The following is a 14046-nucleotide window of genomic DNA, read 5'->3' on the forward strand; positions in this document are numbered from 1 at the left end:
AATGGACACTTGTTTTTAGGAGCCAGTGTTATTCCGGCAGGAAGCCCGCGGTCTTATTGGGCAAAAGGGCTTTTGGCAGCAATAGCCGGCTTTTGAATGTTGGGCCCCTGGTGTCCTCCTATTTGGGAAGTTTTTTTGGGATTGATCACCAAAACTGGGCAATCGGCGGGGGTTTTTTATAAACTTTTAATCGAAGGTTCAGGCCTGCAGAAATCGTCTGATGTACGGATCGCCAAATTTTTTTCTTCTATTATATATAGGTTATATTTAAGACTTACTTTGAATGTTAATTTGTACGCGATGGATGGACACTTGCAGAAGGAGATGATGATGTCCGTAAGTCATCCATGCCAGCGTCCGGCCATCCATGACAGTGCAAATTTATCCAAGGCAGGGTTTGGCTATAAGCTGGACCCTAGTCCAATATGTTGATCTGCAAGCAGGGGATGAGAGTTCCGATCGGGAACAAGCCGCCCAAGGAAAGGAGACCCGATTTCTATGTCAAACAAGCCAAAACGAACGGCGCATATCATCTCCCATACTCACTGGGACCGGGAATGGTATTTGCCCTATGAAAAACATCATGTCCGTCTCATCCGTCTGATGGATGTGCTGATGGATACTTTGGAGAACGATACGGAGTACAAGAGCTTTTACCTGGACGGGCAAACGATCATTCTGGAGGACTACCTTCAGGTGCGTCCCGAGCAGAAGGAACGGCTAGAAAAATACATCCGCGAAGGCCGCATCTTCATCGGCCCGTGGTATATTTTGCAGGATGCGTTCCTGACCAGCGGCGAGGCCAACATCCGCAACATGCAAATCGGCCATAAGGACGCCCGCCGTTATGGGCAAATTTCCAAGGTGGGATATTTCCCCGACACCTTTGGCATCGTCGGCCAGGCGCCGCAGCTGATGCGCCAATCCGGCATCGATAACGCCTTGTTCGGCCGCGGCGTCAAGCCGACCGGCTTTAACAATACGGTTGCCGACTCTGAGTATGAATCTTCCTTCTCGGAGCTCATCTGGGAAGGTCCGGACGGCTCCAAGGTGCTCGGCATTCTGTTTGCCAACTGGTACAGCAACGGCAACGAAATTCCGACCGATCCCGAAGAGGCGAAGGCGTTCTGGGACCGGAAGCTGGCGGACGCGGAGAAGTATGCGTCGACGCCTGAGCTTCTCTTCATGAACGGCTGCGACCACCAGCCGATCCAGACCGATTTGGCTGAGGCGCTGGAGACTGCGCGTAAGCTGTATCCGGACACGGAGTTCGTTCACTCGAACTTCCCGCAGTATTTGGAATCGGTCAAAGGCCATCAAGAAAACGAGCTGTCCGTCGTGCGCGGCGAGCTTCGTAGCCAGCGGACCGACGGATGGGGGACGCTTGTGAACACGGCGTCTGCCCGCGTATATCTCAAGCAGATGAACCAGCAAGGCCAGGCGCTGCTGGAAAAGGTAGCCGAGCCGCTGGCGGCGTATGCCCACCTGACCGGTCAGGCCTACCCGCACCATCTGTTTACGTATGCATGGAAAACGCTGATGCAGAACCATCCGCATGACAGCATCTGCGGCTGCAGCGTCGATGAGGTTCACCGCGAGATGGTAACCCGCTTTGCGAAGAGCCGCGACGTGGCGGAATCGATCATTGAAGACAGCAAGCGGGCGGTGGCCGATGCGGTGGATACTTCATCCTTCGCACAGTATGGCGAAGATGCGCTGCCATTTGTGGTGTTTAACACTACCGGATGGGAGCGGACCGGCACTGTATCCGTCGAGCTGGACGTACAGCGGATTTACTTCCGCGACGGCATCCCGCTGGACGAAATCAGCCGCCGGATTCAGGCGCTCGAGCTCGGTGAGCGCGTGGTGCTGGACCCGAGCGGAAAGCCGGTGCCTTTTACGCTCGAGGATCTGGGCCAGCGCTTCGGCTACGATCTGCCGGATGACCGGTTCCGTCAGCCATATATGGCGCGTGCCGTGCGAATTACGCTGCAGGCGGACGCCGTTCCGGCGCACGGACTTCGGGCGTACGCACTCGTGTCCGGCCAGGCAGCGGCGCAGCACTCGGACAATGCTTCAGCATCGCTGATCACTGGGAACAACGTGATGGAAAATAGCATCCTGCGGGTAGCGGCTCAGCCGAACGGAACCCTTACGGTAACCGACAAGCGAAACGGACGCGAATACCGTGACCTGCTCGTTTACGAGGATACCGGGGACATCGGCAACGAATACATGTACAAGCAGCCTGAAGGTGAAGCCCCGCTGACGACGCGCGATCTGCAAGCATCGATCCGGGTTGTTGAAGATACGCCTTACCGCGCTACGCTCGAAATCGTTCATGACTGGGAGGTACCGGCATCGGCGGATGAGCTTCTTCAGAAGGAGCAGATCGAAGTGGTCTACTATCCGGAGCGCAAAGCTCAACGGGTGAAAGAAACCGTGCCGATGAAGATCCGTACCCTGGTACGCCTGGAGAGGGACGGCAAGGGCGTTAAAGTGGAGGCCTCGTTTAACAACCAGGCCAAGGATCACCGCGTCCGCGCATTGTTCCCGACTGACATTGAAGCCAGCCGGCACCGCGTGGACTCTATGTTTGAAATCGTGACACGGGATAATCAGCCCGCGATCGAATGGCAGAATCCGAGCAACGCCCAGCACCAGCAGGCTTTTGTCGATGTGAGCGGGGAGACAGCCGGTCTGGCTGTAGCCAACCTCGGCTTGAACGAGTATGAAGTGCTGCGGGACGGCCGGAATACCATCGCGGTCACGCTGCTGCGTTCGGTCGGAGAATTGGGCGACTGGGGCTGGTTCCCGACGCCGGAGGCTCAATGCCTTGGCGAACATGCCGTTCAGCTTGAAATCATTCCGCATGACGGCCGCGGGGAGGAATCCGGAGCTTACGCGGAGGCCTATCAATTCCAAATTCCGTGGACAAGCGTGCAAACCGGAATCCATACCGGCGATCTGTCTGCGGTACATGCTCCTTTTGCCTGGAGCGGTGAGGGAGTCGCCTTCTCGGCGTGGACCGTTAACGAGGATTCCGGAGATCATATGCTTCGCTGGTACAACATGAAACAGCAGCCTGCCAGCCTTCGGTTAGAATGGCATCAATCGGTGAGCCGTGCATATAAAACGACCATTCTGGAAGAGACGGAAGGCGCTTCGGTAGAACAGCTGTCTGAGTCTTTGGAGCTGGAAGCGGGACCTTGCGAAATCGTAACGATAGGTATTGAGTGCTAGTATGTTTAATTGGATGGAATAATTTGGTCATCATAGATTTATTCAAAAAGTGATTTATAATAGGGGTGTGAGGGGGGCGTTTTCCCCCTCCGGCAGCCCCGGCTCTTTGACAATATTTAAATATAGTAATTGCCATCTATTTACCAGAATTACCCGCTATTTTTATAATTGACAGATGATTTATGTTCCAGTAAATTTGAACGTAATCCATTGTTGGTTTGCAAGAGATGGCGCCGAAGATTCCTATGCTGTTAGCCTGTGGCTACCATAATTCACAAGAAACCTCGCTATAATGTCACAGAACCTAACATGCATTTTTATGTATTCTCAATGTAAGCGGTTTATACTTTGAACATTTTGAAAACTTGGATATTCCGGACGTCAAACCTTCCTGTTTTTAACATTTAAATTTGGTGAAAACGGATCGCCTCTTTCATCAAAATCCCATTGATACAGCTAATATTCAGCCATTTTAAAAAATATATTAAAACCGCCTAAAAAAAATATTGACGTGATATTAATTTACACGTATTATTTACATTAAATTTATTAGGAAGTTTTAACCATTTCACATATAGTCCTTTTTGCTGATTCAAATTGACCGATGGTCATTTAAAGCATTAATGCTTTATTGCGCTATAATGCACTGCGCGACCACGTCGCGGAATCAACCGTCCTTTATTGCTGTACGATCTCGCATCGGTCCTGCCTTACTTCTGGATATATTATTTTTTAATATATTGCTTTACCTTGCTACCGTCGTCTTGTTGCAATATGAAAGGTCTACAAGAGGGGGAATTGTTTCAACGTCATTCGGGGGTCGGTTACGGTAACCGAAGTAGGTGTAAAGTCCCTAATGGTTTTCGCGGCCAGATTCGCTTAAGACCATTGGAGAGGTCTTGGGTTGTTCTCGTATCTTATGCGGGACGCCATTATTTTTCAAATCATAAAGGGGAGGAAAATGGTACATGACAAGCAAGAAAAAATGGCTCTCATTACTCGTTTCATTATCGGTAGTCAGCACGCTGTTCGTAGGATGCGGCAGCAAGGATGAAGCAAGCAACACACCTAAAGACGAGGGCAAAACGGATTCGTCTGCGACTACAGGCACGGAGGGAACTAAAGAGGCGACCGGTCCGGTGGACGGCGGAACGCTGACTTACGGAAGCTTCTCCGACATCGTTAGCGTAAACCCGATCTTCGTTCAGGACACGGCTTCCGGCGATGCTGTCCAGTTCATGTACGCCAAACTGTTTGACATTAACCGTACAGGTGAAGTCGTAGCTGAGCCATGGTCCATTGCTGCTGAGCCGATGACGATTTCCGAAGACGGACTTACTTATACCATTAAGCTGAAAGACTCGGCGAAATGGAGTGACGGCGAAGCAATTACAGCCGACGATGTCGTCTTCACGTTCAACTCGATTAAGGACCCTAAAGTCGGAGCCCCTGGCATGTCCGGATTCGACAAAGTGACCAAAATCGAAAAAGTGGATGATCTCACCGTTAAAATTACGCTGAAACAAGTTTATGCTCCATTCCAGTACGTTTTGGCTTCCGAAATCATTCCTGAGCACATCCTGAAGGACGTTAAGCCTGAAGAGCTGCAAAAGAACGCTTACGGCACGGATCCGGCTAAAACGGTAACCAGCGGTCCTTGGGTATGGAAAGAGTGGAAGCAGAAGCAGTACCTTTCCTTCGAAAGAAACCCGAACTACTGGGGTCCTAAACCTCATATCGACAAGATCGTATATAAAATCTATGCTGACCAAAACACCGAAGTTCAAGCCCTTATCAAAGGCGACGTTGACCTTCTGGGCGGTATCCCGGTAACTCAAGTTGACGCTGTGAAGAGCAGAGACGGCTTGACCGTTATCCAGGAGCCAGGTCCGCAATACGAGTACCTTGGATTCAACTTCAACCCGGACAACTTCAAGGACAAGTTTGTTCCTTGGGCTGGACAAAAAACAAGACAAGCGATTGCTTACGCGCTTAACCGTCAAGGCATGATCGACAACGTTCTGAAAGGCACAGGCAAGCTGATGAACGCTCCGTTCCTGCCAGGTTCCTGGGCAGATCCAGGCGATGCGGCAGTCAACTATGCCTTTGATCCGGAAAAAGCGAAGCAGCTGCTGGCTGAAGACGGATGGACTCCAGGCAGTGACGGCATCCTGACAAAAGACGGACACCGTTTCTCCTTCGAGCTTCAGTACAACTCCGGTAACAGCCGTCGTGAGCAAGTGTCTAACGTTATTCAGCAAAACCTGAAAGACGTAGGGATTGAAGTTGTTCCTAAAGCGATTGACTTCGCTGCATGGGTTGACCAAAACCTGACTCCAGGTAAATATCCGGCGATCCTGATGGGCTGGTCCCTGAACAACCCGGATCCGGACGGAGAAACAACGTTCAGCTCGAAGTACTTCCCGCCGGCTGGTCAGAACCAAGGTTTCTATAAGAACGAAAAACTCGACAAGCTGTGGGAAGAAGGAACGGCTGTCGTAGACCAAGAGAAGCGTAAAGAGATCTACAAGGAAGTTGGTAAAGAGATTTCTACTGACCTTCCATACGTGTTCATGTACCAATACGGTACGCCAACCGCGTATAACAGCAAGAAGGTAAAATTTGCGGATGAGGATGCTCCTGAATCCTCCCTGGCTTACGGATACTTCTTCCACCTGAACAACTGGTGGGTAGACGCAAAATAATAGACAACATAGGAAGTAACAACGGTGCTAGAGGGGGAGGAAACTTCCCCTCCACCCTTTTTTGTGTTTAAAAAAGGATGATGGTTAGGCGTCCGTGTCCGTATCATCTCTAGGAGGATCAACAATGACTGAATACTTCATCCGCCGCTTACTGCAATCCATTCTTGTACTCTTTCTGATCTCTTTGGTTGCATTCGGCCTTATTCACGCTGCGCCAGGCGGTCCAACACAGATGATGATGGCCCCTGGAGTATCACCCGAAACCGCAAAGATCCAAGCCCATAACCTGGGGCTGGATAAGCCGGTCCCTACTCAGTATGTTATTTGGCTTACCAACATGCTGAAAGGCGACCTGGGGCACACGTTCAAAAACAATCTGCCGGTTGGCGAAGTACTGTGGCCTACCGTAGGCAATACGATCAAACTGATGGCGTTTGCCTGGTTTATCGCACTATTAATCGCGATCCCATGGGGGATTTATAACAGTACGAAAGTGTACGGCATTTCCGATCAGACGGCTAACTTCGTCAGTTATATCGGCTTTGCAATGCCTGCGTTCTGGTTCGGCATCATCCTGCAGGAGTTGTTTTCCCTAAAACTAGACTGGCTTCCGCTATCCGATATGTACGACATGGATAAGCAAGGGAACTTCGGCAACCTGCTGTATCATTTGATTTTGCCTTGCTCCGTGTTGGTGCTAGGTTTCTTGGCTTCGTATTCCAAATACGCCCGTTCCAGTATGCTTGAAGTGCTGGAGCAGGACTATATCCGTACGGCCCGCGCGAAGGGTGTTCCTGAGCGTAAAGTTATTTTCCGGCATGCACTGCGTAATGCCCTGATTCCGATCATTACGATCATCGGCCTGGATCTCCCGATTCTGGTTGGCGGTGCGACGCTGACGGAAAGCGTATTTAACTGGCCGGGTATGGGACGTTTGTTCGTTGAAATGGCACGTTCCCGCGAGTATTCCGTTCTGATGGCAATTACGCTTATAACGGCTGTTGTCGTCGTAGCCGGTAACTTCCTTGCCGATATTCTGTACAAAATCGTCGACCCACGAGTGAAACTTGGAAGTAAAGGAGGAAAATCGGCATGAGTGACATGAACATCGAGACAGCTCCCAATGTTCAGGCATCTGAGCATCCGGAACCGGTAAACGCGCCACTTCCCCCTGCCAAGAAGCCTCCGGGCCCGTGGGTGACGGTCTTGAAGAAATTTTTCCGTAATCCCTATGCTGTAACGGGACTAATCGTACTGCTTTTTTTCATTGTGATATCCGTACTGGCAAACGTTATTTCGCCTTATGACCCTGCCAAAATCGATCTGATGAACGCCAACTTGAAGCCAGGCTCCGGCGATCACCTTCTCGGTACAGACGAACTGGGGCGCGATATTTTCTCGAGACTGCTGCACAGCGGTCAGATTTCCCTGACGGTTGGATTCTCGGTCGCAGCCATTTCGGTCATCATCGGAACATTGGTCGGCGCGATTTCTGGCTTCTTCGGCGGCTGGATCGATACGATCTTCATGCGTCTGATTGACGTCATGAACTCGATTCCGACGCTGTTCCTGAACATCCTGGTCATGGCGATTTTCGGAACGAAAATCCATTATATGATCATGATTTTGGCCTTTACAAGCTGGATGGGCGTGGCCCGTCTCGTTCGCGGCACGTACCTGCAGCTTCGTGAAATGCAGTACGTGGAAGCTGCCCGTGCTATCGGGGTTTCCAGAACAGGTATTATTTTCAGGCATTTGCTTCGTAACGCAAGCTTTCCGATTATCGTAAACGCCACCCTGATGGTAGGGGGCGCGATTCTTTCCGAGTCCGGATTGTCCTACCTGGGTCTGGGTATCCAGGCACCGGCCACAAGCTGGGGACTTATGCTGAGCAACTCGCAGGAGTTTATGCTGATTGACCCGTTGCAGGCCATTTATCCAGGGGTTTGTATCCTGGCGGTCGTGCTTGCCGTCAACTTCATCGGCGACGGTATCCGCGATGCAATGGACCCTAGACAGAAGAAGAAGATTTCCCGGAGGAGGCTGGACAAATGGCGGAAAAACTACTCGAAATCCGGAATCTGACCACGGCATTTATGTCCGAGAATGGTTTCGTCAAGGCGACGGACCGGATCTCACTCAATATCGAAAAAGGACAGACGCTCTGCCTCGTCGGCGAGTCCGGCAGCGGCAAAAGTGTTACCTCTTTATCCATCATGCGTCTGATAGATTATGCAGGGGGCAGTATACTGGAAGGTAACATCCGGTTTAATGGCGACGACCTTGCAACTAAAGAGCAGGACCAGATGAGATCGATCCGCGGCAACAAGATCGCGATGATTTTTCAGGACCCGATGTCTGCGCTTAACCCCGTCTTTACCGTGGGTGAGCAGATCGCGGAGAGCCTACGTCTGCATCAGAACAAGAGCCACAGCGAAGCCTGGAAAGAAGCGATCGAACTGCTTCGTCTGGTAGGTATACCGGCTCCGGAAATGCGAGCCAAGCAGTACCCGCACGAGTTGTCCGGCGGTATGTGTCAGCGCGTCGTCATCGCGGTGGCACTGGCCTGCAAGCCCGAGCTCTTGATCGCGGATGAACCGACGACTGCATTGGACGTGACGGTACAGGCACAGATTCTGGAACTGCTTATGAAACTGAAAGAAGAACTCGGTATGGCGATTCTGCTGATCACACACGATATGGGTGTGGCTGCCGAGGTGGCTGACCATATTGCCGTTATGTATGCGGGCTCGATCGTCGAGCAGGGGACGGTTGAAGAAATTTTCTCGAACCCTTCCCACCCATACACGGTTGGTCTGCTGCAGTCCATTCCAGGATTTGAAGGTAAACGCGGCAACGAATTGTATACGATCAAGGGCACCATCCCTGGTCTGGGCAACCTGCCGAAAGGTTGCCGGTTCAACCCGCGCTGCCCGCATGTGATGGATAAATGCCGTCAGGTAGAGCCGGGCGATATCCAGATTGGTGCAGAACACAGCACGAAGTGCTGGTTGTACGAAGACAAGGATCGTAACGGAGTTTCGGTAAGCGGTGGAATAGGGGGAAATGCCAATGGCTAAGAACTTGATCGAAGTAGAGCACGTGAAGAAGTATTTCCCTATCCATAAAGGACTGCTGAACCGCGTTGTGGGCAATGTTAAAGCGGTCGACGACGTGTCCATTACGATCCGCGAGGGCGAAACCTTCGGACTCGTCGGCGAGTCCGGATGTGGCAAGTCAACGCTGGGCCGGGTCATTTTACGGCTGCAGAACGCTACTGCTGGTGCTGTTAAATTTAACGGGCGCGATATTCATTCCATGGGCTCAAAGGAATTGAACAAAATGCGCGAGGAAATGCAAATTATTTTCCAGGATCCGTTTGGTTCCCTGAACCCGCGCTTCCTGGTCAGGGATATTATCGGCGAACCGCTGAAGGTGCATACGAAGATGTCTGCGTCTCAGATCGAAAAACGCGTCATTGAGCTGATGGAGCTGGTCGGTTTGGACGCTTCGCGTCGGAACCGTTATCCGCATGAATTTTCCGGCGGTCAGCGCCAGCGGATCGGGATTGCCCGCGCCATCGCCCTGAATCCGAAATTCATCGTGGCCGACGAAGCAGTATCGGCGCTTGACGTGTCGGTCCAGTCGCAGGTCATCAACCTGCTCATGAAGCTGCAGCGCGAAATGGGCCTGACGTTTCTGTTCATCGCCCATGGTCTGAACGTCGTCCGGCATATTTCCGACCGCGTCGGCGTCATGTACCTCGGTAAAATGGTTGAGGTCGGCGAAACGGAAACGCTGTACGCCAACCCGCTGCATCCTTACACCGCTGCGCTTCTGTCCGCGATTCCGAAGCCGTCGCCAACGAAGAAACGCAACCGGATCGTCCTTCAGGGCGATGTGCCGTCTCCGGCCAATCCACCGTCCGGCTGCCGTTTCCATCCACGCTGCCCGTTCGCTCAGGAGAAATGCAGCCAAGTGGAACCGGCCCTGACGGAAGTGCTTCCTGGGCGCCAGGTGGCCTGCCACTTCCCGATCGGCGTGGAAGGCGGTTCGGACCTGAACAGCCTGAAGTAATATTGTATTCGATGATTAGAGCTCATATGCTGCGTATACAGGAAGGATTGGGGTCCTTCTGAGCGTTCCATATACAGCCCTGCCTGCGGTGTTCAGCCGAGGCGGGGCTTTTTTTGAGGGAAGAAAACGGCTTGGAAATATCCTCTTTCCGGTAACACTGTTACCTTTTTAAGGTTTTCTTTTGTTTCGTTTGCGTTTACAATGTAAATGTCGTTTGGCTGTGACTTTATACCCAAATGGCAGCGGGCAAGCTTGTGCGTCAAGCCTTCGCCCCTCGTGTAAATATAGAAGGGAGGGATGGAAGTACAGGCGCGACCTGGCTATAATTCATTTTTTATTCTAAATTTAAAGAAGGAATCCCTTAATGAAAAAGAGAACAAAAACATATATAACGTTAACTGTGATTTTGCTGCTTCTGGCCGGAGGGGCTTATCTCTTCCGCAAGCAGCTCGCAGTCATGGCCTTTGACCTGTTCCTGTCCAAGCAAGTGGAAAGCTCGCTGCAGAAATCGTATCAGCCGTTGACGTCCCAGGACAACGTGCCGAGCAAGCCGGTGGAGAAGATTGCGTACCAAAGCAAGCCGTTCTCGGTGCTGCTGCTCGGATCCGACCAGCGTGACAACGAACCGTCGCGTTCGGATACGATCATTTATTCGGTCGTACGTCCAAAGGATTCCAAGGTGCTGCTCATTTCGATTCCGCGGGACACGTATACAGAGATTGTCGGCAAAGGTAAAAAAGATAAAATTACCCATGCGTATGCCTTTGGAGGTCAGCAGATGTCCAAGGATACCGTCGAGGCGTTCCTGGACCACGATATCAATTATTATGCCACCATCAATTTCAAAGGTCTGAAGGACGCGGTTGATGCGCTGGGCGGCGTGGAGCTGCCGATCGGCAAAGATATTGTTAACAAAGGCAAGGATCATGAGAAATTTACGGTCAAAGCCAACAAGCCTATTTACAGCGGTGAAGAAGCGCTCAACTATGTGCGCTACCGGGAGGACAGCGATTTTAACCGGACGAAGCGCCAGCAGGTCTTTTTGGATGCGGTGGCCAATCGGATGCTGAACCTGAATCAAATTTCCAAAATTCCGGAGCTGCTCGAAATTATGGGTGACAATTTCAAAACCGATATGCAGCCCAATTTCATTATCAATTTAGCGAAACAAGTGTTGGCCGGTGATAGGGCTGAGATGACTGCCTATACCATCATGGGTGAGGGCATGAAGATTGACGGCGTTTATTATGATGATCCGATCAAGAAGGATGTGCAGAACGCCAAGAAGCTGATCGACAGCTGGGAGAATCCGGACACCCCTTCGGATCAGCTGTTGACGCCGGATATGTTGGATAAGAAGGAAGAAACGACTGCTGCAAAGTAACAAAAACGTTTATCGACGAATGTTCTAAGAAAACAGACCGCGTTTAGCGGAAGTTTTTCTTGCGATATAAGGATGCTAAGTCACCGAAGATTAAGCTTTCTTATATCTAAAACAAAAGCGTTTATCGACGAATGTTCTAAGAAGCCAGACCGCGTTTAGCGGAAGTTTTTCTTGCGATATAAGGATGCTGAGTCCCCGAAGATTAAGCTTTCTTATATCTAAAACAAAAACGTTTATCGACGAATGTTCTAAGAAGCCAGACCGCGTTTAGCGGAAGTTTTTCTTGCGATATAAGGACGTTGAGTCTTCGAAGATTAAGCTTTCTTATATCTAAATTTAGGATTTCTTCGACGAACATTCTAAGAAGTCAAAGTTTATGCTTCCTTATGTCAAAAAAAGCGTGCCTATTGGCTCGCATATAGAGAAAACCAAACCGCAACAAGCAGCAGTGTGCATTTGCGGGATCAGAAATGCGGGGCATGATCGGCAGCCACAGGTTCGGCTGCTGATTTTGTGTCCCTACTGAGACATTGGGCGGTTTGAAACGTATGGAGTTAGGGGAACCTTGAAAAAGGGTAAGAGGAGGATCAATTTTCATGAATATAGCGTTTTTTCTGCTCCCTAAACAGGAAGTGGTCAGTGTTACCATGGACTCCACGCTGCGGCAAACGCTGGAACGGATGGAGTATCACAGGTATACGGCCGTACCGATCGTCGGGAAGAACGGGGAATATGCAGGAACGGTCACGGAAGGCGATCTGCTCTGGTATATGAAGAATTCCGGCGGAAAGGTGACGTTCGAGAATACGTCCAAATTTCTGCTGAAGGAAGTTCCGCTCAAAGTGCATAATAAGCCGGTGTCCATCGACGCCAATATGGAAGATCTGATTAATTTGGCGAAAGTGCAGAACTTCGTGCCGGTGGTGGATGATATGAACCGGTTTATCGGCATCGTGCGCAGAAGCCAGATTATCGAATACTGCGAGAAGTTCGTCTCCAGAGAATCCAAAGCTTCGGAGGAGACCAAGGCATCCATAGAGACCCGCTAATCCGCTGGTTTGAGGAAAGCTGGGTAAAGATTTTGAATAAGCAATGGCAAAAGACCTGCTTGGATTGGGATGTACGGGATGGCAGGTCTTTTTTGCCTTATCATTTATTCATTTACCCGGTTGAAGGCAGGAACATAGGCAGAGGTGAATAACGCCTCTTTGCTGGATGTTTGCCGCCGTTTTAGGCCAGGGGGGCTTTTCGTGAGAGGCTATGATTTATGCTATAATGGAGAATAAAGCTTTTTCATCAAAAAAAGGCGTATTTGCTGATATTGGGCCGCCGAAGAGAAACCGAATAGGCATCGGAGGATAAAGCCCCACATCGTGGGGTTATTTAAGGGAGTGTGACCTAGAGGCATGCCAAAGGATTTGGATGTAGCCAAACGCGCTAAAGTTATTGAATGGCTGAAAACCGAAGTCGTAGACCACGTATCCCGTCTTTTCAAAGCCTTGTGGGAAGGCAGCACCACCCGAGTGGGCGACAGTCTCGCCAGCTTGATTATGAGCTCTTACATACTGGCCCGCAGGCTCGGCATGTCCTACCGGGACATGGATGATCTGCTGCTCGACAAATTGAAGAAGCATAAACAGGAAGGTCACCAGCTTGAAGATTGGTACCAGGATATTTCCGCGCTGGAAGAACATATGCGTAAGAGGTGAACACATTGAAAATGCGCTGGACGTCGGTAGTCTGGAGTGTCGTCTATTTGCTCCTGCTGCTATCTTTACTATCTCCCTTCTCGATTGTGACCGTCTTTTTTCTCATCCTGCCGGCCGCAATCCTATTCACAACACTTAACGTCAAATCGTTCATACTGCATGTGCTCCCGGTTTGGCTGATTGCCTACCTTGTACATCCGGTGTATTTGCTGCTCGCCGTTTATTTTATGATTCCTGCCCTGATTATGGGGCGAGCCTACAAGAGAAGGGTGCCGGCTATACGCACATTGATGCTGGGTGCAGGTACCATTCTGGCGGAACTGCTGCTCCTGCTGTTGGTCGGAACGGCGTTCTTCCACTTTGATCTGTCCAGCTACGTCCATGACATTGTCAAAATGACGATGTCTCCGCTGCGTGATGTGGGCGGAAGCAATCCGCTGATTTCGGATATGGCCTGGTCTCCCGAGGAGATGCAGATGGTAAGCGACGCCACGGTGCAAATGATTCCTTTTGCCATGATAGTCAGTTCCTTTATGATGGCGGTGATCACGCACGCGCTTGCTCGTCCGATCATGGACAGCATGGGCTTCTCTGTTCCAAAGCTGAAGCCGGCCCGCGAGTGGATGCTGCCGAGATCCCTGATCTGGTATTATCTGATTGGTGTCATTATTGAAATTTTCGCAAGCGGGTCAAAGAACAGCTTTCTCGACATGATTGCCGCGAACTTGCTGCCGCTTCTGCATATTTGCTTTATGATTCAAGCGTTTGGCTTCTTTTTCTTTTTGGGGCACAAGCGGAAATGGCATCCCGTCATCCCGCTGCTGTTCGCGATTCCCATTCTGCTGTTCCCGCCGATGCGGATTATCGGCATTCTGGATCTTGCATTTCCGCTTCGTCAATTTATGACCAAATCAAAACGTTAGGGTGG

The 14046-nt window shown here is 50.8% G+C and carries 10 protein-coding genes; all 10 read left to right on the plus strand.

The features are described 5' to 3' along the window. The first annotated feature begins 498 nt into the window (after positions 1–498). The 10 genes from C7820_RS24115 (at position 499) to C7820_RS24160 (ending at position 14041) form a co-directional block, all read left to right on the plus strand. Positions 499–3243: an alpha-mannosidase gene (locus C7820_RS24115; protein ID WP_116233199.1), complete on the plus strand. Its 2745-nt coding sequence runs from the start codon at positions 499–501 to the stop codon at positions 3241–3243. A gap of 968 nt (positions 3244–4211) precedes the next feature. Further along, positions 4212–5948, plus strand: a complete 1737-nt coding sequence (locus C7820_RS24120) for a peptide-binding protein (protein WP_116233200.1) — start codon at positions 4212–4214, stop codon at positions 5946–5948. A gap of 124 nt (positions 5949–6072) precedes the next feature. Further along, positions 6073–7044: an ABC transporter permease gene (locus tag C7820_RS24125; RefSeq protein ID WP_116233201.1), complete on the plus strand. Its 972-nt coding sequence runs from the start codon at positions 6073–6075 to the stop codon at positions 7042–7044. Then, the gene (locus C7820_RS24130; RefSeq protein WP_251678495.1) at positions 7041–8033 is read left to right on the plus strand and encodes an ABC transporter permease; all 993 of its coding nucleotides are present in this window, start codon (positions 7041–7043) and stop codon (positions 8031–8033) included. Before C7820_RS24125 ends, C7820_RS24130 begins: the two co-directional genes overlap by 4 nt. Then, complete coding sequence (locus tag C7820_RS24135; protein ID WP_116233202.1) at positions 8000–9028, plus strand: ABC transporter ATP-binding protein; 1029 nt, start codon at positions 8000–8002, stop codon at positions 9026–9028. Before C7820_RS24130 ends, C7820_RS24135 begins: the two co-directional genes overlap by 34 nt. Then, positions 9021–10025, plus strand: a complete 1005-nt coding sequence (locus C7820_RS24140; protein ID WP_116233203.1) for an ABC transporter ATP-binding protein — start codon at positions 9021–9023, stop codon at positions 10023–10025. The genes C7820_RS24135 and C7820_RS24140 overlap by 8 nt, the downstream gene beginning before the upstream one ends. A gap of 364 nt (positions 10026–10389) precedes the next feature. Beyond that, the gene (locus tag C7820_RS24145; RefSeq protein WP_116233204.1) at positions 10390–11409 is read left to right on the plus strand and encodes an LCP family protein; all 1020 of its coding nucleotides are present in this window, start codon (positions 10390–10392) and stop codon (positions 11407–11409) included. A 596-nt stretch (positions 11410–12005) separates the two neighbouring features. Further along, entirely contained in the window at positions 12006–12458 is a 453-nt protein-coding gene (locus C7820_RS24150) for a CBS domain-containing protein (protein ID WP_116233205.1), read from the plus strand. Positions 12459–12815: 357 nt separating this feature from the next. Continuing rightward, on the plus strand, positions 12816–13118 hold the full coding sequence (locus C7820_RS24155; RefSeq protein WP_076172449.1) for a MazG-like family protein: 303 nt from the start codon (positions 12816–12818) through the stop codon (positions 13116–13118). A 5-nt stretch (positions 13119–13123) separates the two neighbouring features. Beyond that, entirely contained in the window at positions 13124–14041 is a 918-nt protein-coding gene (locus tag C7820_RS24160) for a DUF2232 domain-containing protein (RefSeq protein ID WP_116233206.1), read from the plus strand. Positions 14042–14046 lie beyond the last annotated feature (5 nt).

This window comes from Paenibacillus sp. VMFN-D1 (genome assembly GCF_003386155.1).
Lineage (GTDB): Bacteria > Bacillota > Bacilli > Paenibacillales > Paenibacillaceae > Paenibacillus_AQ > Paenibacillus_AQ favisporus.